The following is a 24,235-nucleotide window of genomic DNA, read 5'->3' as shown; positions in this document are numbered from 1 at the left end:
ATAACAGCATTTTTGTTCTTGTATTTGGCTTGTAATTGAATTGTGATGTGTTTACAGACTACACTTTTATTTTCCTTCCACATTCTCTTGTATGGCTTGCGGATGATCCTCTCTCATTCCCTTCAATACTCCTATGGTGAGTGGAATGGCTAGAAGGAATGAACATAAATCGGCTGCAGCCTGACATATTTCAACTCCTTGCAAGCCAAGAAGGTAAGGAAGTATCAGTATAAATGGAATGAAAAACAATCCCTGACGGGCCGATGACAGAATTACGGCACGTACCGGTTTACGGATGGTTTGCAACAACATATTACAAAGAATAACCCATGTGCCTAAGGGGAGGGTGATGAGTTGCCAGCGTAGAGCACGGGCGCCAATTTCAATCACTTGTGCATCCTCTTTTCTGAACCACGATACAATTTCCGGAGCGTAGATGTAGCCGATGATGGAACAGATACTTAAAAAAATCACTCCAAGCTTAATGCAGAACCAAAATCCGTGTCGTACACGAGTGTAAAATCCTGCTCCATAATTGAAACCACATACCGGTTGAAATCCCTGTCCGAATCCGATGACAAAAGAGTTGATAAACATGCAGATACGAGTTACGATAGACATGCCGGCAATTGCCGCATCGCCATATCTTCCTGCTGCTACATTCAGTAAAATTGTAGCTGTACTGGCCAGCCCCTGACGGCAGAGGGAAGGGCTTCCTCCATATAGAATTTCTTTCAATAAAGAAAGTTTAGGAGTAAAATTACTGAAACGTATCCGGATGTTTTCTCCTTTTCTATCCATATAGAGTAGAATAATAAAACTGCATATCTGGCTTGCCAAAGTAGCAATGCCGGCTCCGGCAATTCCCATATCGAAGACGAAAATCAAAAGCGGATCCAGTCCGATGTTGAGTACAGCGCCTACGATAATTCCAATCATGGCATATACCGCATTACCCTGAAAACGCATTTGGTTGTTCAATACCAGCGAAGATGCCATAAATGGAGCACCTAACAGAATAATACCTAAATAAGTCTCCGCGTAGGGAAGAATGGTAGAAGTGGAACCTAAGGCTTTACAGATGGGACTCAGGAAAATCAGTCCAAACACAGTGATGAGTGTACCGGCTATGAACGCACAGAAGAAACCGGTAGAAGCCATTTTCTCTGCACTCTGGTAGTCGCGTGCACCCAGTTTGCGTGAGATATAGTTGCCGGAACCGTGTCCGAAAAAGAATCCGAAAGCCTGGATAATGGCCATCACAGAAAAAGAAATACCTACTGCAGCAGTAGACTGGGTATTGATTTTTCCTACAAAATAGGTATCGGCCATTACATAAAAAGAGGTGATTAACATACTGATGATGGTGGGAACAGCAAGCGAACCAATCAGGCGGGGCACCGGAGCTGTAGTCATCAATGTGTATTTATCGATGTTTTTTTGTTTCATAAGATCGTTTTTCTACTTGCAAAAGTAGGAAAAAAAGATAAATTAAGAGACTAACATCTTTTATTTACTTATAAATATTTATCTTTGTGCCCTACTACATAGACAAATAACTATAAGAAATTAAATAAAACTAAGAAAATGGCACAAGAAGACGTTTTTAAAAAGCTGGTTTCACATTGTAAAGAATATGGTTTTGTATTCCCGTCAAGCGACATCTATGATGGACTAGGTGCTGTATACGATTACGGACAGATGGGTGTGGAACTGAAAAACAATATCAAACAATATTGGTGGCAAAGCATGGTGTTGCTGCATGAAAACATCGTAGGTATTGATTCGGCTATTTTTATGCACCCTACTATTTGGAAGGCATCCGGACACGTAGATGCATTCAATGACCCATTGATTGATAACCGTGATTCGAAAAAACGTTATCGTGCCGATGTCTTGATTGAAGACCAGATTGCAAAGTATGATGAAAAAATAAATAAGGAAGTAGCGAAAGCAGCGAAACGCTTTGGTGAAGCATTCGATGAACAGCAGTTCCGTACAACCAACCCTCGTGTGTTGGAACACCAGGCGAAACGCGATGCGTTGCACGAACGCTTTGCGGCTGCAATGAATGCAAACGACTTGAATGAGTTGCGTCAGATTATTCTTGATGAAGAAATCGTTTGCCCTATTTCTGGTACTAAGAACTGGACAGAAGTACGTCAGTTCAACCTGATGTTTACTACAGAAATGGGTTCTACTGCAGATGGTGCAATGAAAGTATACTTGCGCCCGGAAACAGCTCAGGGTATTTTCGTGAACTATCTGAACGTACAGAAAACTGGACGTATGAAGATTCCGTTCGGTATTGCACAGATTGGTAAGGCCTTCCGTAACGAAATTGTGGCCCGTCAGTTCATTTTCCGTATGCGTGAGTTCGAACAAATGGAAATGCAGTTCTTCGTAAAACCGGGTACTGAACTGGAATGGTTCAAGAAATGGAAAGAAACTCGTCTGAAATGGCACAAGGCATTGGGCTTCGGGGATGACCACTACCGTTACCATGACCATGAAAAACTGGCTCACTATGCCAATGCTGCTACCGACATTGAGTTCCTGATGCCATTCGGATTCAAGGAAGTAGAAGGTATCCATAGCCGTACTAACTTCGACCTTAGCCAGCATGAAAAATTCTCTGGTAAGAGCATCAAATACTTCGATCCGGAAATCAACGAATCATACACTCCGTATGTAATCGAAACTTCTATCGGTGTAGACCGTATGTTCTTGAGTGTGATGAGCGCTGCTTATACAGAAGAAACTTTGGAAAACGGAGAAAGCCGTGTTGTTTTGAAATTGCCTGCAGCATTGGCTCCGGTGAAATTGGCCGTAATGCCGCTGGTAAAGAAAGACGGTTTGCCTGAAAAAGCACGTGAAATCATCAACGACCTGAAGTTCCACTTCAACTGTCAGTACGATGAAAAAGACAGTATCGGAAAACGTTACCGTCGTCAGGATGCAATCGGTACTCCGTACTGTATTACCATCGACCACCAGACACTGGAAGACAACTGCGTGACATTGCGTAACCGCGATACTATGCAGCAGGAACGTGTGGCTATTGCCGATTTGAATAATATTATTGCCGACAAGGTAAGCATTACCAGTCTGCTGAAAACATTGCAATAATTGATACTGCAACATGAATAAGAAGATTTTTGGATTTGTTGTACTATGTTTCATGCTTTCTTTTGGCTTTGTGGCATGCAACAACGATGACGAAACTCCGGATTCTAATAGTGAATGGGCTTTGTTCAATGACTATTATCTGGATTCTATCGCTGCCGAAGCAAAGGCTAACAGACTGCCTGGAGATTTGAACAACAGTAAGGTGACAACCATAGAAAAGGATAAGTGGAGTATTAAGAGCTATGCTGTCCAACCGGAAGAAGATCTTACTTTTACCCCTAACAAATTGCAGCAGGTGTATATCAAATGGATAAAAGATTATCGTGAGGATCCTCAGGAATGTATTTATCCGTTGTATACAGATTCTGTAAAGATCAGTTATAAGGGTATGTATGTAACTGGAGAGGTTTTCGACAGCAACTATTCCGGCGACTTTAATCCGGAAATAGCAGAGCCTACTACTATGGCACTTTCCGGTTTGATTCAAGGATGGGCTGCAGCACTGATTTATATGCCCGTAGGTACAAGAGCCGAATTGTATATTCCTTATACAATGGGATATGGAATCTATGGACAAGGTGATATCCCGGGCTATACCACTTTGGTGTTCGATCTTTATCTGGATGGAATAAGTCATCCTAAAGGACCGGACGACCGGAAGTTGAAAGCTGCCGTGTCGGACGAAGACAAACAGTAATACTCACTTTGATAAAATAATAAGAATCCGGTTTTTCTCTTTTTCCTGTCGAGGAAAGGAAAAGAGGAAAACCGGATTCTTGTCTTTTGTCTGAAACCTTCTTGAAGGTAAAAAACGTGACTTGTATCGTGGGCTTGCGATACAAGTATCGAGAGCTGACGATACAAGTCACGTTGCCTCACGATACAAGTCACGTAAACAGATGGTATTTGATTGGATATTTCAGCACATTGCAACCCCGTTGCATGGTTTTTATTTGGAGGGCAAAAATGAAAGTCTTATCTTTGCGTGTGAAAAAATAATAAGATACCGAAGTATGAAGAAAAGAATGTGGGCCTATATTTTGCTGACCGTTTGCATCCTGATGCAAGTGGCCGAGGTTTTTCCGCATCATCATCATGCAGGTTATTATTGTCTGGCTCCCGATCTGGTACATGCGGCCCGTACAGAAACTTGTGCCGACCACATGCATCACTCCGATGATACCGACCGGCATACATGCGGAGCCGACTGTATTGCGAATTTCCAATGTTCGGTTTCGAATAAAGATATTGTGCATATTGCACCCGATCATTCTTTTTATTTTCTTTTTTATTCATTTTTAGACTGTGCCGAACTTCTGGCTCCCTGGGCGAACAGAAAACCTGAGAAAACAGTCTTCTCTTATGTAAACAGCCTGTATACGTGCGCTTTTGTGCGTAGTACGGGGCTTCGTGCACCTCCTGCTGTACTTGTTTAAGCATTAATTTCGATACAGAGTCTTATGTCTCTCTGTATTTCAAATCATTTTTTATTCTGAGTGTTTGCGTTCTTATTGGAGATTGCAGGCTCGGATGCGTATATCGTTTTCTATTGAATTTAATTGTATTATAATCTATGAAAAAGAAACATATTTTAGGAGGGATGCTGATGGTATGCCTGTCGGCTTCTTGTATGCACCATGCGTCACACGATCATGATCACGATCATGAACATGAGGGGGAAAAAGTAGAGGCTGCACACGAACATCAGTCCGATGAAATTGTATTAACTCCCGAAAAGGCTGAGGCTGCCGGTGTAGAAGTGGACACAGTACAGCCTGCACCATTCCGCCGGAGTATTCTGACGCACGGACAGATTCTGGCTGCACAAGGCGATGAGGCAACTGTGGTAGCAGGAGTATCGGGTATCGTGACCTTTACGCATAATATAGCCGAAGGTGTGCAGGTGGCAAAAGGAGCAGAGCTGATGAGTATCTCGGCACGTAATGTGCAGGATGGTGATCCGGTTACTCGTGCACGGGTAGCATACGAAACTGCACAGAAAGAGTACGAACGTGCTCAAAAGTTGGTAGCAGACCGGATTGTGTCGCAGAAAGATTTTGAGGCTGTCCGTGAAAAGTATGAGAATGCCCGTATTGCCTATGAAGCGCTTTCTCCCGATAAAAAAGGAAAAGGAGTAGCTGTATTGGCTCCGCTGGCAGGTTATGTAAAAACTTGTCAGGTAAAAGAAGGGGATTATGTAACGGTAGGTCAGCCGCTGATGAGTATTACTCAAACCCGTCGTCTGAGACTGCGTGCTGATTTGTCCGAACGTTATTACCCGCAGTTGAGTTCCGTTTCTTCTGCCAACTTCAAGACCTGTTATAACGACCGTGTGTTTGAGCTGGATAAAATGGATGGCCGTCTGCTTACTTATGGCAAGTCGCTGGGCGATGCTTCTTTTTATATTCCGGTTACGTTTGAATTCAACAATCAGGGAAATATTCTTCCCGGTTCGTTTGTAGAAGTTTACCTTCTTTCCAATGAAATACCTGATGTCATCAGTATTCCTCAGAGTGCACTGACCGAGGAGCAAGGATTGTATTTTGTCTATGTCCGTATGGATGCGGAGTGCTACAGAAAACAGGAAGTGAAACTGGGTACAACCAACGGCAAGCGTGTAGAAATACTCTCCGGCTTGAAGAGTGGAGATGTGGTTGTGACAAAAGGTGCCATTCATGTGAAACTGGCTTCGGCTTCGAATGCAATTCCAGGACATACTCATAATCATTAATGATTAGGGAAAGCAATTGATTGGAGTAGGTGAGTGGATGAGCTACGCGTGCTTCTCTTTGTAGGAGCATAAACAGAACTCATAAACTTACACGCTCAAAAAAAACTAAAAACAGAATATTTATGCTGAATAAGATTATACATTTTTCATTGCATAACCGACTTTTGGTGTTGGTTGCTTCTGTGCTGTTGCTGATAGGGGGAACCTATACGGCTTTTCATACAGAAGTGGATGTCTTTCCTGATTTGAATGCTCCTACCGTAGTTATCATGACTGAAGCCGGAGGTATGGCAGCCGAAGAGGTGGAACAGTTGGTTACATTCCCTATCGAGACAGCTGTAAACGGGGCAACGGGGGTACGCCGTGTGCGTTCTTCGTCTACTACCGGATTCTCTGTGGTATGGGTAGAATTCGACTGGGATACCGATGTGTATCTTGCCCGTCAGATTGTGTCGGAAAAGATAGCTGCAGTGGGTGAGAGTTTACCCGAATATGTAGGAAATCCCACTTTAGGTCCCCAGTCTTCCATTCTGGGTGAGTTGCTGATTGTAGGACTTACAGCAGACAGTACCTCAATGCTCGATTTGCGTACAATTGCAGACTGGACCATCCGTCCCCGTTTGCTGTCTACCGGAGGTGTAGCGCAGGTAGCTGTGTTGGGAGGAGATATCAAGGAATATCAGATTCTGATTCATCCGGAGCGTATGCGTCATTATGGAGTGACTTTGGGAGAAGTCATGGAGGTAACCCGCTCGATGAACCAGAACACAAACGGGGGTGTAATTTACGAATACGGCAATGAATACATTGTACGCGGAGTAATTTCTACCGATGAGATTCAGAAGATGAAGCGTACTATGGTGAAGTACGTGGAGGGAGATCCTGTCATGCTGGAAGACATTGCTGATGTACAGATTGGTGCACAGCAACCTAAACTGGGACTCGCTTCCGAAAAGGGTAAACCGGCAGTGCTGATTACAGTCACCAAGCAGCCTAATACCGGAACCATTGAACTGACCGAACAACTGGAGGCAGCTTTGAAGGATCTGCAGAAGAATCTTCCGCCCGATGTGAAGGTTTCTACCGACATATTCCGCCAGTCTCGTTTTATCGAAAACTCAATCAGCAATGTACAGAGCTCTTTGTACGAGGGAGCCATCTTTGTAGTGATTGTACTGTTCCTGTTCCTTGCCAATACGCGTACTACACTTATCTCTTTGGTAACACTGCCTTTGGCTTTGGTGGTAGCTATTCTGGTACTTCACTACATGGGACTTAGTATCAATACCATGAGTTTGGGAGGTATGGCTATTGCTATCGGTTCGCTGGTCGATGATGCCATCGTGGATGTAGAAAACGTATGGAAGCATTTGCGTGAAAACAGAATGCTGCCGGTGGCAGAGCGCCGTCCGGTGCGTGAAGTTGTGTTTAATGCTTCCCGTGAAGTACGTATGCCTATCTTGAATTCTACTCTGATTATTATAGTCAGCTTTATTCCTCTGTTTTTCCTGAGTGGAATGGAAGGACGTATGCTGGTTCCGCTGGGAGTTGCCTTTATTGTATCCTTGTTTGCTTCTACTGTAGTGGCTCTTACTTTGACTCCTGTTCTGTGCAGTTATTTGCTGGGAGGTAAGACCTTGGAAAAAGGGTTGCCGAAGGAGGCTTTTCTTGCAGTCTGGTTGAAGAAGCATTACGAGGCAAGTTTGTGCTGGGCATTGGAACATAAGAAAGCTGTACTTGGATTTACCGGTGCCTTGTTTATGGTGGCATTGGGTTGTTTCTTTACATTGGGAAGCAGTTTCTTGCCTCCGTTCAATGAAGGTTCGTTTACGATTAACGTAAGCTCAATGCCTGGAATTTCATTGGAAGAATCGGATAAGATAGGTCGCCGGGCAGAAGAGCTGCTGATGACAATTCCTGAAATTCAGACCGTAGCTCGTAAGACCGGTCGTGCAGAACTGGATGAGCATGCATTGGGAGTAAATGTTTCCGAAATAGAAGCACCTTTTGAATTAAAGGATCGCTCGCATGCAGAGTTGCTGGAGGAAGTTCGTCATAAGCTCTCTGTACTTACCGGAGCCAATATCGAAATAGGACAGCCTATCAGTCACCGTATCGATGCCATGCTGAGTGGTACACAAGCCAGCATTGCCATCAAACTGTTTGGAGACGACTTGAACCGGATGTTTGCCTTAGGTAATCAGATAAAGGCTGCCATCAGTGACGTGGAAGGTGTTGCCGACCTGAATGTAGAGCAGCAGATTGAACGTCCGGAGTTGAAGATTGTTCCCCGTCGTGAGGCTTTGGCCAAATACGGTATGTCGCTTCCACAGTTCAATGAGTTTGTCACAGTCTGCATGGCAGGTGAAGTGGTATCGCAAGTATATGAAAAAGGAAAAGCGTTCAATCTGATTGTCCGTTCGGCAGAAGAAGACAGAGGAGAAATAGAACGTGTGAAAGACCTGATGATTGATACCGGAAAAGGAAATAAAGTTCCTTTGTCGTATGTGGCAGATGTGATATCGTCTATGGGACCTAATACCATCAATCGGGAAAATGTAAAGCGTAAGATTGTAATTTCTGCCAATACAAGCGGACGCGATTTGCGCAGTGTGGTAAACGATATCCGCGAAAGGGTGGATAAGGAAATCAGTTTGCCCGAAGGCTATCATATCGAATATGGCGGACAGTTTGAAAGCGAGCAGGCTGCAAGTCGTATTCTGATGCTTACTTCGCTGATGAGTATTGTAGTGATATTCCTTTTGCTGTATATACAGTTTAAGAATGTGGCTCAAAGTGGAATTATCTTGCTGAATCTTCCGCTGGCGTTGATTGGAGGTGTATTTGCCCTGCTGTGTACTACGGGAGAAATGAGTATTCCGGCTATTATCGGTTTTATCTCTCTCTTTGGCATTGCTACCCGAAATGGTATGTTGCTGATCAGCCATTACAATTTGTTGCGTGAGGAGCAGCATATGGGAATCCGTGAAAGTATTGTACACGGTTCGCTGGATCGTCTGAATCCTATCCTGATGACGGCATTGTCATCGGCATTGGCACTTATTCCGCTTGCTTTGCGTGGAGATTTGCCGGGAAATGAAATACAGAGTCCGATGGCAAAGGTTATTCTGGGTGGTCTGCTGACCTCTACTTTCCTGAATGCCTTTATTATTCCTATTGTATATGAGTTAATGAATCGGAAAAAGTCAACTGTAAAAAAATAATGTTATGAGAAAACAATATATGATTGGGGTTGTGGGACTGTTTCTTGCCGGCAGTTTGCAGGCTCAGAATATAGCAGATGTCTTGCAGAGTATTGAGCGTAACAATAAAGAACTGCAGGCGCAGTTGCAACTGACAGAAGCTGCAAAGATGGAAGTTCAGACACAGAACAGTCTGTCGGATCCAACGATAGATTATAGTCCGTTTTTTGCAAAAGGAGTAGATGGAGTAGCCAGTTCGGAGCTGGTTGTTTCACAGGAATTTGATTTTCCTACTCTGTATGCGGCACGCAGGCAGTCGGGAAAATTGCAACAGGAAGTATTGGACAGACAGCAACAGGCTGTCCGTCGTACCATACTTTTGGATGCCAAAAATCTGTGCCTGGATTTGATACGTCTGAATCAGGAGAAAGCCCTGCTGGATGCCCGTAAGAAAAATGCCGATGAACTTCTTGCTTTGTTCGAAAAGCGTCTTCAGGAAGGGGATGCCGGAATACTTGAGGTCAATAAAATAAAAATGGAACGGATGAATGTGCAGACTGAGGTTACTCAAAATAATGCTGCACACCGTACCGCTTTACAGTCGCTGTTGGCAATGAACGGTAACTTGCCTTTGGAGTTTACTGCTGATACTTATCCGCAGATAGAAAAAATAAGCGATTACAATGCGTTGTACGATGAAATTATGCTGACTGATGCCGATTTGCTGGCTTCGGATGCGGCTGCTCGTGCTGCTGCCAAAGAGGTAAGTGTAAACAAGCAAAACTGGTTGCCTAAGCTTTCGGTTGGCTACCGCCGGAATACTTCTTTGGATGAAAAGAGTAACGGATTTCTTATTGGAGGAAGTATTCCTCTTTTCTCCAACCGGAAAAAAGTGAAGATTGCCCGTGCCCAGGAAGTAGGAGCCCGTTTACAGTTGGATAATGCACGTTTGGAGGCAGAAGCAACGGTACAGAGCCGTTATAATGAAGTACTGCAATTGCAGGAAGCAATGAAAGCATACGATGTACCTTTGATGCACGAAACACTGGATATGTTGAAACAGGCTGTTATGGCTGGGCAACTGTCTATTATTGAATATTATGTAGAGGTAGACGGAGTATACCGCAATCTTCAAGCTTATATTCAGATAGAAAATCAATATCAGAAACTGATGGCTGATATTTATAAAAACAGGTTATAGGCTGTAAAATTCTCGGTTTTTGTGGCATTTCCGATGGAAAAGCCACGTAGTATAACATTAAATGTAGAATAAATTGTATATTTACATAAATATACGATTGCTATGCTACGATTTACTGTATTATGCCTGACAATCCTCACTTTTATTAACTTGTTTTCTCAAACTCATGTGATAGAAGAAGTTGATAAAAGGGGGATTGTTTCTGATTCGACAGAAATTTCTGCTCATGATTCTTTACAAACTGAAAAAACAGGTTTCTTAAAGAAATTTCTAGCTTATTTCAATGATGCCAACAAGGAGAAAAGTGATAAAAAATTTGATTTCAGCATCATTGGAGGACCTCATTATTCTACTGATACCAAACTGGGTATCGGGTTGGTTGCGGCCGGATTGTATCGGACAGACCGTACAGATTCTCTTCTTCCTCCTTCCAATGTTTCCTTGTACGGAGATGTTTCTACTGTAGGCTTCTATTTGCTGGGAGTGAGAGGTACTCATTTGTTCCCGAAAGACCGCTATCGCTTTAATTATAATCTTTATTTTTTCTCTTTTCCGAGCCTTTATTGGGGAACGGGGTATGATAATGGAGCTAATGACGATAACGAAAGTGAATATAAACGCTTTCAAGCTCAGGTTAAACTGGATTTTATGTTCCGCGTCAGTTCCAATCTCTATGTAGGACCAACTTTTGCTTTTGACTACATTCGGGGGTATGATTTTGAAAAGCCGGAATTGTTAAATGGAATGGATCAGAAAACAATTGGCATTACTCCCGGATTTTCTATAGTATATGATAGCAGAGATTTTCTGACTAATGCTTATAAAGGAGTGTATGTACGTCTCGACCAGAGATTCAGTCCTTCGTTTTTAGGTAATGATTACGCCTTTAGTAGTACGGAACTTACTGCAAACTATTACAGACCGGTATGGAAGGGAGGTATATTGGCCGGACAGTTTCATACCCAATTGAATTATGGAGATCCTTTTTGGGGATTGATGGCCACATTGGGAAGTTCTTATTCCATGAGAGGGTATTATGAAGGAAGATATCGGGATAAATGTGCTATGGATGCGCAAATAGAACTTCGTCAGCATGTATGGAAACGGAATGGTATAGCTGTATGGGTAGGAGGTGGTACTGTCTTTCCCGAATTTTCTGCTCTGAGATGGAAACATTTACTACCCAATTATGGTGTCGGTTATCGTTGGGAGTTTAAGAAAAGAGTGAATGTAAGGTTAGATCTAGGATTTGGCAGGCACCAGACCGGGTTTATTTTTAATATAAATGAAGCTTTTTAGCAATATGAAGAAGTGGTTTGAAGATCAAAGGAATTTATTTTACTGTTTTTTATTTGTTTTAATTGTCCCCAATATATTGTTGTGTATCACCGAGCAGATGTCTGTTGGTGCGAAGCTGACCAATATTCTGTTACCGCTTGGATGCTATTATACGCTGATGACATTGTCGAGAAGCAGTGCTAAGATGGTGGGATATTTGTTTTTGTTTGTTTTTTTGGGAGCTTTTCAGATAGTCTTACTTTATTTGTTTGGAAAGTCGGTCATTGCTGTTGACATGTTTCTGAATCTGGTAACGACTAATTCCGCAGAAGCATTTGAATTATTAGATAACTTAATCCCCGCATTGGTGGTGGTGTTCTTATTGTATATCCCTATAATTGTTTGGGGAATAATAAGCGTGGTACATAAAAGAACTGTTTCCGAAGATTTCCTTCGCAGACAGCGTAAAAAATCGGTATTGGGGCTTTTCTTAGGAGTTCTGGCTTTACTCTTGACAGTTTGGACTGATGAACAATATGAATTCAAGTCCGATTTTTATCCGGTAAATGTGTGTTATAATGCATATTTGGCAGCACAGAGGGAGATTAAGACCGAGTCGTATGACCAGACCTCAAAAGACTTCTCTTTTCATGCATATTCTTCCCATGCAGAAGAGGAGCGGGAAATTTATGTGATGGTTGTGGGGGAAACATCTCGTGCATTAAATTGGCAATTATATGGATATGACCGTGACACAAATCCTTTGTTGTCTGTAACGGACGGGTTGGTCGCTTTTCCGAAGGTTCTTACAGAATCGAATACCACTCATAAAAGTGTACCGATGTTGCTGTCGGATATTTGTGCAGAAAACTTCGATTCTATTTATTTCCGGAAAGGAATATTGACGGCATTTAAAGAAGCAGGTTTCCATACTGCCTTTTTTTCTAATCAGCGGTATAATAATTCATTTATTGATTTTTTCGGTAAAGAAGCGGAGAATAGCTATTTTATTAAAGAAAAAGAATCTTGTCTCAATCCCGGGGATGAAGACTTGCTGTTGTTATTAGAAAAAGAATTGAAAAAGAAACAGAGAAAGTTGTTTGTGGTATTGCATACATACGGTTCTCATTTTAGCTATAAAGAACGTTATCCGAATGATTTTGCATATTTCAAACCGGATTCTCCGTTGGATGTATCAGTCAAATATCGTGAAAATTTAAAAAACGCTTACGACAATACCATTCGTTATACAGATTATTTTTTATTTCGTTTGATGTCACTTTTGAAGCAGGAGCAGGCACAAACAGCTTTTGTCTATACTTCTGATCACGGAGAAGATTTATACGATGACGATCGTCGTTTATTTCTTCATGCATCTCCTGTTCCTTCAGCTTATCAGATTTATGTACCTTTTGTTGTCTGGACTTCGGATGAATATCAGACTGCTTATTCCGATAAAGTACAGGCTTTGGAAGCAAACCGTCTGAAAAATATTTCCTCCAGTTCTTCTCTGTTTCATACTATGCTTGATTTAGCAGGAGTTGAAACTGTATACCGGAAGGAAAATTGTTCTGTAGCGAGTCAAAACTTTGTGGAATCTCCACGTGTGTATCTGAACGATCATAATGAGGCGCGCTCACTAAAGGATATGAAGATGGACGACGAAGATTTTCGTTTGTTGAAGAAATGGAATATTGATTATTGAGCTTCTTTATATTTCTGTAATCCGGCCGAAATGTTTAATTTTGTCATGGAAAAGAATAAAGAGAAGATATGCCATTAAATTTACCCGATAGACTGCCTGCTATTGATTTATTGAAAGAAGAAAACATCTTTGTAATTGATAATTCGCGGGCTACGGCACAGGACATCCGTCCGTTGAAGATTGTGATTTTAAACCTGATGCCGATAAAGATTACTACAGAGACTGATTTGATTCGTCTCTTGTCCAACTCACCTTTGCAGATTGAGGTCAGCTTTATGAAGCTGAAGAGCCATACTTCGAAGAATACCCCTATTGAGCATATGAAAGCTTTTTACAGGGATTTCGAACTGATGAAGAATGAGAAGTTCGATGGTATGATTATTACTGGTGCTCCCGTTGAACACCTTGCTTTTGAAGAGGTGAACTATTGGGAGGAAATAGCTGATATCTTTGCCTGGACACGTACTCATGTTACATCTACTCTGTATATCTGTTGGGCTGCACAGGCTGGGCTGTACTATCATTATGGAATACCTAAGTATCCGTTGGACAAAAAGATGTTTGGTATTTTCGAACATCATATTTGTGAAGGATTCCGTCAGTTACCTATTTTCAGAGGCTTTGACGATTTGTTTTTTGTTCCCCATAGCCGCCATACAGAAATACGCCGTGAGGATATAGAGAAGCATCCGGAACTGAAAATCATTTCAGAATCGGATGATTCGGGAGTACATATTGTGATGGCAAGAGGAGGACGTGAATTTTTTGTAACCGGTCATTCGGAATATTCTCCCTATACATTGGATACAGAGTATCGCCGTGATGTGGCAAAAGGATTGCCTATTGATATTCCCAAGAACTATTATGTGGGAGATAACCCGGATAACGGTCCGTTGGTGCGCTGGCGTAGTGTGGCCAATCTGCTGTTCTCTAACTGGCTGAATTATTATGTATATCAGGAAACACCATACGATATAAATGAAATAAAATAATGGTAAAGCAACGTCCTATTGAATTATTGGCTCCGGCTAAGAATCTGGAGTGTGGTATCGAAGCCATTAATCATGGTGCTGATGCAGTATATATTGGTGCTCCCCGCTTTGGTGCCCGTGCTGCTGCCGGCAATTCGCTGGAAGATATTGCTGCACTGGTGGAGTATGCACATACGTTTAATGTGCGTATTTATGTGACGGTGAATACCATTTTGCACGATGAGGAACTGAAGGAAACAGAAGAGATGATATGGGATCTTTATCGGGCGGGGGTAGATGCACTGATTATTCAGGATATGGGTATCACTCGTTTGAATCTTCCTCCTATTCCTTTGCATGCCAGTACACAAATGGATAATCGTACTCCGGAAAAAGTACGTTTTCTTGCTGAGGCCGGATTTCGCCAGGTTGTGCTTGCCCGTGAACTTACTCTTGAAGAAATTAGAAAAATTCATCAGACCTGTCCTGATACCCCTCTTGAGGTTTTTGTACACGGAGCGTTATGTGTCAGCTATAGCGGTCAGTGCTATGTAAGCCAGGCATGTTACGGACGTAGTGCCAATCGTGGAGAATGTGCACAGTTCTGCCGGTTGGGTTTCGATTTGGTTGACTCAGAAGGTAAGGTAATAGCAAAGAACAAACATTTGTTGTCTTTGAAAGATATGAATCAGAGTGAAAATCTGGAAGCCTTACTTGATGCAGGAGCTTCTTCTCTGAAGATTGAAGGACGACTGAAAGATGTTTCGTACGTAAAGAATGTAACCGCATATTACAGACAGAAGCTGGATGCTATTCTGAAGCGCCGTAAGGAATATGTACGGGCTTCATCGGGACGGGTGAAACTGGCATTTACTCCTCAGCTGGATAAAAGTTTCAGCCGTGGTTTTACTGATTATTTTGTACATGGACGTAATCCGGGTATCTTTTCTTTTGATACTCCCAAATCGCTTGGAGAAGAAATGGGAGTGGTGAAAGAGGTGCGTGGAAATTATCTGACTGTGGCAGGTGTAAAGCCATTTTCCAATGGAGACGGACTCTGCTTCTTGGATGAGCAGGGAAAATTGCAAGGCTTCCGTGTAAATAGGGTAGAGAACAATAAGCTGTATCCTCAGGAAATGCCCAGACTAAAACCTAAGACAAAACTGTATCGCAACTTCGACCAGGAGTTTGAAAGAGTGATGCAGAAAAAGTCGGCAGAGCGTAAAATAGCCGTTCGTATGGAACTGACAGAGTCGAATTGGGGATTTGCTTTGGAAATGGCCGATGAAGATAATAATCGTATCGTAGTTACCTTACAGAGAGAAAAAGAACTGGCGCGCACTCCTCAGGCTGAGAATCTGAAAAATCAGTTGAGTAAGTTGGGAAATACGCCTTTCGAGATGAGAGAAATAGTCATTTCTTTATCCGATAACTGGTTTATACCTTCTTCTGAATTGTCGGAGTTGCGTCGTAGAGCCGTAGAGAAGTTGTTGGAATCTCGCAAGATAAATTATCGTAGGGAGATTGCGAAAATGCCAGAAACTACGCATGCATTCCCGGTGCAGGAACTTACCTATTTGGGAAATGTGATGAACCGCTCTGCATGGAGCTTTTATCATGACCATGGTGTGAAACGTATTCTTCCGGCTTTTGAAAAGGAGCAACCGGAACAGGCTGTATTGATGTTCTGCAAACATTGTATCCGCTATAGTATGGGATGGTGTCCTACACACCATAAGACACGCTCTCCTTTTAAAGAACCTTATTTTCTAGTCAGTGCAGACGGACGTCGTTTCCGTTTACAGTTTGATTGTAAGGCTTGTCAGATGAAAGTATTGGCAGAATAAAAACAGATGAGGCTCATAAGGTATGTAATAGGGTTGTTGGGGGTAATATTTTGTATTACAGCATGTCATTATCCGGCTTCTTTTCCTTTGCAGAAAGGGAAAGGAGCAGACTCTTTATACCTTAATACGCCTCGTTTATATGCATTGAATAGCAATTTTGAAGTCACTGCAGACTCTTTGTGGCTCTATCAGCTTCCTTTTACAGATTCTGTAAAGGTCTTTCGGGGGGACCGTTTGGTGGTAGCCGAATTTTCGGTACATCGGCAAGAAAAAGAAGATTCGGTATGGGTAAAAGTGGCGCGCGATCAGGAGACCATTGGCTGGCTTTGTGAACGTACGCTTTTGAAAAATATTGTTCCTGTAGATCCGATATCTAAATGTATCCATTGGTTCAGCAATACACATACAGTCGTTTTCTTTATAATAGTAGGATTGTTTTTCCTTTGGACGGTGTTGAAGGCTGTTCGTAAAAAGCAGATAAAACTTTTAGGACTCAACGATATAGATAGTGTATTTCCTATAGTATTGTCTTGGTTGCTTTCCTCATCAGCAGTACTTTATAATAGTATCTTGCATTTTGTTCCTCAAACCTGGATGCAGTATTATTATAATCCGACTTTAAATCCTTTTGAACTTCCCTTCATTTTAGGACTGTTCATTGTTTGTGTGGGGATGATTGGTTTAGTAGGTATTGCAATGCTTGATGACTTGTTTCATCAGGCTACTTTGGAAATTTCATTTTTCTATTTGGTAGGATTTATTTCCTGCTGTATTTTTCTTTATATCTTCTTCACTTATATATGGGTTTATCTGGCTTATCTTTGTTGGATGAGTTATACGGTATTATGTATTACCCGATTAAGAAAGTCCAATTCTTATCCTTATGCTTGTGGAGCTTGCGGAGCTAAGATGAGAGCCAAAGGAATTTGTTCGCATTGTGGAGCGTTAAATCAGTAATTTTTATTTTATAATGAACATATGTTCATTATATTTGCATCGTAATATGATGAAGATATGTCTCCACGTCCTAAAAATATCAGAAAAGTAAGAGGTATTCCTCTATCTGTAGGCTTTACACCTTTAGACAACCCCTTATGTTTGAAAGAAATCATATTGTATGTTGAAGAGTATGAAGCTGTTTATTTATGTGATTATGAGGGAAAAACTCAGGCAGAAGCTGCAGAAAGTATGGGGATCTCACGTCCTACTTTAACTCGCATTTATGCATCTGCTAGAAAAAAAATAGCAGAGGCAATCATTGGTTCATGTCGTTTGATTATAGAAGGGGGTACTTCTTATATGGATGCCCGGTGGTTTCGTTGTAGTAAGTGTGGGTTTTTGTTTAACAACATTATTCCTAGTGCTACACTCGATCATACGGTATGTCCGTTGTGTAAGGAACCTTGTGTGGAGATTGAAGATAAAGAGTTAAAACCAATTTATTATAAAGAGATGAAAAAAATAGCTTTACCTACCAGAAATGGAATGATAGACGACCATTTCGGTCATTGTGAGTTTTATACTATTCTTACAGTAGATGATAACAATCAGATTGTGATGAGTGAGACTATTCCTTCTCCGCAAGGTTGTGGATGTAAATCGAATATTGCTTTCAAACTTCAGGAAGACGGTGTAACAGTAATGTTGGCTGGAAATATGGGAGAAGGAGCTTTGAATAAACTTTCATCGTGCAACATTAAGGTAATACGAGGCTGTAAAGGTGCTGTTTTAGAGGTAGCTGAAGCTTATCTGGCTGGTAAAATTCAAGATTCAGGAGTCGGTTGTGCAGGACATCATGAAGCCGGCCATGTGTGCTCTCATCATTGATTCTGGATTTCTCTATTTGCTTCTTACAGCGTGATGTGAAAGTTGCATGACTTTTTATGTTGCTTGTGACTTTAGAAAAGTAATGAAAAGAAGGTATATCGAATGAAATTGCTTCATCAGATATACCTTCTTGCTTATAATAAGGGTTGAGTTTATTATTTCAAACGGGCTAATGTATTTTTAATACGCTTCATTGCTTCGATGATATTTTCATCGGAAGTGGCATAACTCATACGGATACATTCAGGTGCACCAAAAGAAGTACCTCCTACACAAGCTACGTGACCTACTTCGAGCAAGTACATAGCCAAGTCGTCTGCATTAGCAATAACGCGGTCTCCGTCTTTCTTACCGAAGAATGAGTCGCATTTAGGGAAGAGATAGAAAGCACCTTGTGGAACGTTGACTTCGAAGCCCGGAATTTCCTTTGCCAGTTTCACAATTAAATCGCGGCGGCGCTCAAATGCTTTACGCATTTCTTCTACCGGAGCCTGTGAGCCTGTATAAGCTGCTTCTGCTGCTTTCTGAGATACAGAACATGGACCAGAAGTATATTGACCTTGTAGTTTATTTACCCCTTTTACAATCCATTCCGGACCGGCAATGAAACCGATACGCCAACCAGTCATTGCGTATGCCTTAGATACACCATTAACAATAACTACACGGTCTTTGATTTCGTTGAACTGAGCAATACTCTGATGTTTTCCGATGTAGTTGATGTGTTCGTAAATTTCATCAGCAATCACAATTACTCGTTCGTGTTTAGCCAATACTGCAGCCAGTCCTGCCAATTCTTCCTGTGTATATACAGAACCGGTTGGGTTTGAAGGAGAGCAAAGAATCAAAGCTCTGGTACGAGGGGTGATACTTGCTTCGAGCTGTGCTGGAGTTATTTTGAAATCTTGTTCAATTCCTGCACGTACAATTACTGGAGTACCTTCTGCCAGTTTTACCATTTCCGGATAACTTACCCAGTAAGGAGCCGGTACAATCACTTCGTCTCCTTTATTAATAAGAGCCATGATAGTGTTGCAAACAGATTGTTTTGCACCATTTGCACAACTGATTTGTGTTGCGGTATATTCCAGACCATTTTCATTTTTCAGCTTTTCTACAATTGCATTACGCAAAGCAGGATAGCCGGGAACAGGAGAATAGCGTGAGAAGTTATCATCAATTGCTTTTTTAGCAGCTTCTTTGATATGGTCGGGAGTATTGAAGTCAGGTTCACCGACACTTAAATTGATAACATCAACACCTTGTGCTTTTAATTCACTACTTTTTTGAGACATAGCCAGAGTCGCTGACGGAGACAGGCTGTTCAAACGATCTGAAAGTTGATTCATTGTTTTGTCCTTATTTTTAAGATTGAATATTTATTTTGCAAAAGAAGCTAAATTCTTTCATATATAAAAGAATTTAGCTTCTTTTTCTTACTTTCTGTCGCCTAAAATGCGAAGTAAGTAGATAAATAGATTAATAAAATCGAGATATAGTGTCATGGCTCCCATTAAGGCTATCTTTTGGGTGACTTCGTTGACTTCGATATCATCGCCGGATAGCAATCTCTTTATTTTCTGGGAGTCGTACGCTGTCAGTCCTACAAACAGTAATACTCCTATGTAAGAGATAACCATATTCATCATAGAGTTTTGCAGGAATATGTTGACTACTGAAGCTATGATAATTCCTATTACTCCCATGATACAGAGACTTCCGATACGGGTTAAATCTTTCTTGGTTATGTAACCAAAGATGGCCATGGTGCCGAATGTTCCAGCTGTGACAAAGAATGTGGTTGCAATGGAACTTGCCGTGTAAACAAGCAGTAGAATGGAGAGAGTTACCCCGTTTAATATAGAGTAGACTATAAATAGTATGGTAGCTGTTGTAAATGACATTTTGTAGATACGGGCAGATAAGTACCATACTAATGCTACTTCAGCTATCAGTACTCCCCAAAACATCATGGAGTTTTGAATCATCATATTTACCAGTGTATATGATTTTGCTACATACATAGCTACAAAGCCTGTAATAATTAGGGCAAGAGTCATCCATAAATATACACTGCGGAGGAGAGTTGCCTGAGCGGTTTTTGCCGTATAATTCCTTACGAGATTATTTGTTTCCATAGTTGAAAGTTAATTTATTATACAGTAGATAAAACCGGTTAAAAGTAAAATATATGTTTTTATCCGATTTTATCTCCTGCTGTTTTGACTTATATATAAGTATCTATTTACTTGTTAAAGTGGAGAGTATGTCCCATGCGCTCCTTTTTTGTATGAAGGTAACGTTCGTTGTACTCATTAGGAGTGATTTCGATAGGTACATTTTCTACGATTTCCAATCCATAGGCTTCCAGTCCGACACGTTTTACCGGATTGTTGGTCATCAGACGCATTTTATGAATACCGATTTCTCTTAAAATCTGAGCACCTACACCGTAATCACGTTCGTCGGCCTGATGTCCCAGACAAATATTTGCATCTACGGTATCCATACCTTCTTCCTGAAGCTTGTAAGCTTTCATCTTTTCCATCAGCCCGATACCTCTGCCTTCCTGGTTAAGATAGATAATTGCACCTTTTCCTTCTTTTTCAATCATCTGCATAGCACGGTGAAGCTGGTCTCCGCAATCGCATCGCATAGAACCGAAAATATCACCTGTTGCGCATGATGAATGTACACGTACCAATACCGGTTCGTCTTCGGTAAATTCACCTTTTATTAAAGCTACGTGCTCCAGTCCGTTGCTTTTCTGACGGAAAGGAATCAGGTGGAAATTACCGTATACTGTCGGCATATTAACCTCTACACCTTTCTCTACCAGTGATTCCTGTTTCAGACGGTAAGCAATAAGGTCGGCTATTGAAATCAGTTTAAGACCATATTCATCGGCCATCTTGCGAAGTTCAGGAAGGCGTGCCATTGTTCCGTCTTCGTTCATGATTTCCATTAATGCCGCAGCTGGATACAAACCAGCCAGGCGTGCCATATCTACACCGGCTTCGGTGTGGCCGGCACGGCGGAGTACTCCTTTTTCCTGAGCGTACAATGGGTTGATGTGTCCCGGGCGTCCAAAAGTTTCCGGTTTAGAGTTCGGATCTGCCAAAGCGCGGATAGTGGCAGCACGGTCGGCTGCAGAAACTCCGGTACTGCATCCTTCCAGTTTGTCGATAGTAACGGTAAACGGAGTTCCTAATATAGAGGTATTGTTAGTAACTTGATAAGGCAAGTCGAGCTCTTGACAACGTGAAATTGGAATAGGAACACAAAGTACACCTCTGGCATGTTTCAGCATGAAGTTTACTTTCTCGGGAGTAATCAGTTCGGCAGCAATGATCAAATCGCCTTCGTTTTCACGATCTTCATCGTCAACAACAATAACAAACTCGCCTTTGCGAAAATCTTCAATAGCTTCTTCAATGGTGTTTAATTTGACTTTGTCCATAATGTATTTAATATAAATGTTGATTCTTTATTTGTTCTTGGATATCTCTACTTGTTTTAATAATGGTTTTCAGATCTTTGTCCAGACGTATTCTATACCTCCAAATATGCAGATATACCAACAGGCCTGCAGGAATAACAATACCGACAAGCAGATTTAACCAGCGGTTATCGAACAGGCTCTTATGGGCTGTGGTCGATAGGAACGGGTAGTTATTCATATAGTTCAGGATAATATGATCTTTGGTATTTGATAAATCCTCAATCGTATTTTCCATTTTCAGATTGATGTCTTTGATGGCATCATCATGCTTGTTGTTAGTGAAAATCTGAATATAATTGGGCAGACCTAATAAACGGTGTGTGTGGGCATATTGTTCGCATGAATTACAAATATCCTCCAACATTTCCCAATCTTCCTTATAGTTGGGGTTGTGAATAATCACTTCTTTCTTAAACATGTGTCTTGATATACGTATGCCAAATAGTTTTCTGAAAAACATGATATACATATCAGCATTGAATACTGCTGAGTCTTTGTTCGACTTGTAGGTAAAGAAAGCCCCGAGTGGCGCCAATACGATGGTACTCATCCAGGTTCCCAGCATGATATTCATTTCTCCACTTTTGGCAATACGTGTTGCACCGGAATCTACGATATAATAAATTAGGAAGATGATAATTGATATTACAACAGGCATTCCTAATCCTCCTTTTCGGATAATTGCTCCTAAGGGAGCACCGATGAAGAAGAAGATGACACAAGCCAGTGACAAGGTGATTTTTTTATGCCAGTCCGATTGGTGGCTACGTATGTCACTATCTGTATTCTGTGTGATATAACTTTTCATGCTCCAGTCGGAGGACAGTGAAGATAAACGGTTTTTTGTGGCAGAAACAGTTTTCAGTTTCTCTGCCGATGTCATTGAGTTGAAAACACTGTCTACATTGACAACTGTAATATGTTCCTTTTGCAGTTTGATGGAGTCGGAAGAAGATAGTTGGGCAGGTTTGTAGGTAAACTGCATTGTTTCTGCATGCATAGCTCGTCCTACACTGTCTCCATAAGCAACCAATGAATCAATTGCTACAGATATTTCACGCATATTTTTGATATCCGAACGTCGGTCAAGGAAACTTCCGTCTACCATGTTAAATTCGGAATCAAACTTGATGAGGGTATGCTTTTCCTTGAAGGTTTCCCGTCGGTAAGGAACATTTTGAGAAATAACCGATTGTGATTTTAGGTTCTCAAATTGCTCTCCATTGTACAAATGCAGATATAAATGTTGCTTGTCTGCTGTCAACTCCAGTTTTCCTTCTTCAGCCCATACGATATGTGCATTTTCAAAGCCATCGGAAAAGTTATAGATGAGTACATCTTTTAGCATGCCGGTGTCTTTATCTTTCTTTTTGACATAGATATTGTATCCTTCAATATCGCTGTAAAATACACCCTCCGGAATGTCAACTTCCGGAGATTTTTGTTTCATGGAGACCAATAAAGTCCAAAGTTGTTTTTGGGCTTTAGGACCAATTACATTTTGGAAAAAAAAAGACATTCCTCCCAAAAAGATGCTGAAAATGACAACTGAGGCCATGATGCGCAACAATGGAATACCTGCTGCTTTCATGGACAATAATTCATAACGTTCTCCAAAGTTTCCGAACGTCATCAGAGCGGCCAGCAGAATGGCCAAAGGTAAGGAAATAGGAATAAGGGTTAACCCGGAATAGAAGAAGAACTGTGCAAGCACATTCATATCCAATCCCTTTCCTACCAATTCGTCTACATATCTCCATAAAAATTGCATCATGAAGATAAAAAGACAGATAAAAAAAGTACCACAAAAGAGTAATAAGAAACTCTTTAATACAAATATATCAAGTTTTTTTATGCGTAGCATTCCCTATATTCTCGTTATCTAATGTGCAAAATTAGTATAAAAAACGAAGAGGAAAACTATGTATTGTATATTTTTAAAGAATTATATACCAAAGACTCTTTTTAAAACATCTATTTGAGAATTCCATAGGCTTCTTGTATCATCTTCTTCGGTGGAGTCTACAAAATCAATTACTTCCAGCGAGTGGTCTTTTGTGAGTTCGTTGTAATGTATTTTAAATTCGAAATAGGTGCGAGGTTCTTCATCTGTCCAATGAAAGCGAATAAAAGATTCTGTACGGTTGTTGATGATTTCGGCGTCACGACTTTCAGTCTTTCCCCATTTGAAGATAAATTTCTTTCCTTCTTTTCTGACATCATCTGCAAACCATCTTTCCAGTCCGGAAGGAGTACTGATTGCTCCCCAAATAACACTTCCTGATGAAGGGTTTAAAGGGTATTCTATTTGGATTTTCTTTTTCATAGTTCTTTTTTTGTTTGTTAAATTTAAGTAACGGTGGCAAATTAAATTAATTTTTTGTATATAGCATAGTAAAATGATTATTTTTTATTTGCTTTTCTGTAATTATGGAAAGCGGTTAATCCTGAATGTGTTTTCTTGCGATTTTAAAAGGGAATGAGATTCATTTTGAATGAAAATTAAAAAAAAAGTGAGAAAAAAGTGAGCGTAATATTGTTTAATTCGAAAACTTGTTTTACCTTTGCACCCGCAATCGAGAAAGATGGCGGGATAGCTCAGCTGGTTAGAGCGCATGATTCATAATCATGAGGTCCCCGGTTCAATCCCGGGTCCCGCTACAAAGAAAGAGATTGCCGTTGGGTGGCTTCCACGCCTGGCGGTTTTTTAAAAGATGGCGGGATAGCTCAGCTGGTTAGAGCGCATGATTCATAATCATGAGGTCCCCGGTTCAATCCCGGGTCCCGCTACAAAGAAAGGGTGTTCCAGGTTTCTTTTGGAATACCCTTTCTTTTTGTGTA

18 protein-coding genes and 2 tRNA genes are annotated in these 24,235 nt (G+C 41.2%); 14 read left to right on the top strand and 6 right to left on the bottom strand.

Annotated elements, in window-relative coordinates; all coding sequences use genetic code 11:
* Positions 1–66 precede the first annotated feature (66 nt).
* Positions 67–1,449, bottom strand: coding sequence for an MATE family efflux transporter (locus WKU26_RS09665; RefSeq protein ID WP_340321834.1), 1,383 nt, complete (start codon positions 1,447–1,449; stop codon positions 67–69).
* Positions 1,450–1,587: 138 nt separating this feature from the next.
* On the opposite strand from WKU26_RS09665, the gene WKU26_RS09660 reads away from it, so the two are divergent.
* The 12 genes from WKU26_RS09660 (at position 1,588) to WKU26_RS09605 (ending at position 17,892) form a co-directional block, all read left to right on the top strand.
* A complete protein-coding gene (locus tag WKU26_RS09660) occupies positions 1,588–3,129 on the top strand; it encodes a glycine--tRNA ligase (RefSeq protein ID WP_340321833.1) in 1,542 nt (513 codons plus the stop codon).
* A gap of 13 nt (positions 3,130–3,142) precedes the next feature.
* A complete protein-coding gene (locus tag WKU26_RS09655; protein ID WP_340321832.1) occupies positions 3,143–3,826 on the top strand; it encodes an FKBP-type peptidyl-prolyl cis-trans isomerase in 684 nt (227 codons plus the stop codon).
* 316 nt (positions 3,827–4,142) lie between these two features.
* On the top strand, positions 4,143–4,565 hold the full coding sequence (locus tag WKU26_RS09650) for a DUF6769 family protein (RefSeq protein ID WP_178266953.1): 423 nt from the start codon (positions 4,143–4,145) through the stop codon (positions 4,563–4,565).
* Positions 4,566–4,702: 137 nt separating this feature from the next.
* Positions 4,703–5,860 carry an efflux RND transporter periplasmic adaptor subunit gene (locus WKU26_RS09645; RefSeq protein ID WP_340321831.1) on the top strand — a complete coding sequence of 386 codons (1,158 nt, stop codon included), beginning with the start codon at positions 4,703–4,705 and terminating at the stop codon, positions 5,858–5,860.
* 122 nt (positions 5,861–5,982) lie between these two features.
* Positions 5,983–9,084, top strand: a complete 3,102-nt coding sequence (locus tag WKU26_RS09640) for an efflux RND transporter permease subunit (RefSeq protein WP_340321830.1) — start codon at positions 5,983–5,985, stop codon at positions 9,082–9,084.
* Between the two features lie 4 nt (positions 9,085–9,088).
* Positions 9,089–10,264, top strand: coding sequence for a TolC family protein (locus WKU26_RS09635; RefSeq protein WP_340321828.1), 1,176 nt, complete (start codon positions 9,089–9,091; stop codon positions 10,262–10,264).
* Positions 10,265–10,366: 102 nt separating this feature from the next.
* Positions 10,367–11,563 (top strand): BamA/TamA family outer membrane protein, encoded by a 1,197-nt coding sequence (locus WKU26_RS09630; RefSeq protein ID WP_340321827.1) that lies wholly within the window; start codon positions 10,367–10,369, stop codon positions 11,561–11,563.
* Entirely contained in the window at positions 11,550–13,247 is a 1,698-nt protein-coding gene (locus WKU26_RS09625) for a phosphoethanolamine transferase (RefSeq protein WP_340321826.1), read from the top strand. Before WKU26_RS09630 ends, WKU26_RS09625 begins: the two co-directional genes overlap by 14 nt.
* Positions 13,248–13,315: 68 nt before the next feature.
* Positions 13,316–14,239, top strand: coding sequence for a homoserine O-acetyltransferase MetA (metA, locus tag WKU26_RS09620; protein ID WP_340321825.1), 924 nt, complete (start codon positions 13,316–13,318; stop codon positions 14,237–14,239).
* Complete coding sequence (locus WKU26_RS09615; protein WP_340321824.1) at positions 14,239–16,065, top strand: peptidase U32 family protein; 1,827 nt, start codon at positions 14,239–14,241, stop codon at positions 16,063–16,065. Before metA ends, WKU26_RS09615 begins: the two co-directional genes overlap by 1 nt.
* Positions 16,066–16,071: 6 nt before the next feature.
* Positions 16,072–17,022: a hypothetical protein gene (locus WKU26_RS09610; RefSeq protein ID WP_340321823.1), complete on the top strand. Its 951-nt coding sequence runs from the start codon at positions 16,072–16,074 to the stop codon at positions 17,020–17,022.
* A 57-nt stretch (positions 17,023–17,079) separates the two neighbouring features.
* Positions 17,080–17,892 (top strand): DUF134 domain-containing protein, encoded by an 813-nt coding sequence (locus tag WKU26_RS09605; RefSeq protein ID WP_340321822.1) that lies wholly within the window; start codon positions 17,080–17,082, stop codon positions 17,890–17,892.
* A 155-nt stretch (positions 17,893–18,047) separates the two neighbouring features.
* On the opposite strand, the gene WKU26_RS09600 is transcribed toward WKU26_RS09605, so the two are convergent.
* The 5 genes from WKU26_RS09600 to WKU26_RS09580 all read right to left on the bottom strand — a co-directional run bounded on the left by WKU26_RS09600 (position 18,048) and on the right by WKU26_RS09580 (position 23,720).
* On the bottom strand, positions 18,048–19,241 hold the full coding sequence (locus WKU26_RS09600) for a pyridoxal phosphate-dependent aminotransferase (RefSeq protein WP_340321821.1): 1,194 nt from the start codon (positions 19,239–19,241) through the stop codon (positions 18,048–18,050).
* Positions 19,242–19,328: 87 nt separating this feature from the next.
* Complete coding sequence (locus WKU26_RS09595) at positions 19,329–20,030, bottom strand: Bax inhibitor-1/YccA family protein (protein ID WP_340321819.1); 702 nt, start codon at positions 20,028–20,030, stop codon at positions 19,329–19,331.
* 107 nt (positions 20,031–20,137) lie between these two features.
* A complete protein-coding gene (locus WKU26_RS09590; protein WP_340321818.1) occupies positions 20,138–21,352 on the bottom strand; it encodes a bifunctional 3,4-dihydroxy-2-butanone-4-phosphate synthase/GTP cyclohydrolase II in 1,215 nt (404 codons plus the stop codon).
* A 7-nt stretch (positions 21,353–21,359) separates the two neighbouring features.
* On the bottom strand, positions 21,360–23,258 hold the full coding sequence (locus WKU26_RS09585) for an LptF/LptG family permease (RefSeq protein WP_340321817.1): 1,899 nt from the start codon (positions 23,256–23,258) through the stop codon (positions 21,360–21,362).
* An 81-nt stretch (positions 23,259–23,339) separates the two neighbouring features.
* Positions 23,340–23,720 carry an START-like domain-containing protein gene (locus tag WKU26_RS09580; RefSeq protein ID WP_269877713.1) on the bottom strand — a complete coding sequence of 127 codons (381 nt, stop codon included), beginning with the start codon at positions 23,718–23,720 and terminating at the stop codon, positions 23,340–23,342.
* A 261-nt stretch (positions 23,721–23,981) separates the two neighbouring features.
* On the opposite strand from WKU26_RS09580, the gene WKU26_RS09575 reads away from it, so the two are divergent.
* Positions 23,982–24,055: transfer RNA gene (locus tag WKU26_RS09575), tRNA-Met, on the top strand.
* Between the two features lie 55 nt (positions 24,056–24,110).
* Positions 24,111–24,184: transfer RNA gene (locus WKU26_RS09570), tRNA-Met, on the top strand.
* Positions 24,185–24,235 lie beyond the last annotated feature (51 nt).

The organism is Phocaeicola sp. HCN-40430, assembly GCF_037890285.1.
GTDB classification, from domain to species: Bacteria; Bacteroidota; Bacteroidia; order Bacteroidales; family Bacteroidaceae; genus Phocaeicola; species Phocaeicola acetigenes.
The sequence above is the reverse complement of the archived record's forward strand: the minus strand, read 5'-3'. Positions and strand labels throughout refer to the sequence as shown.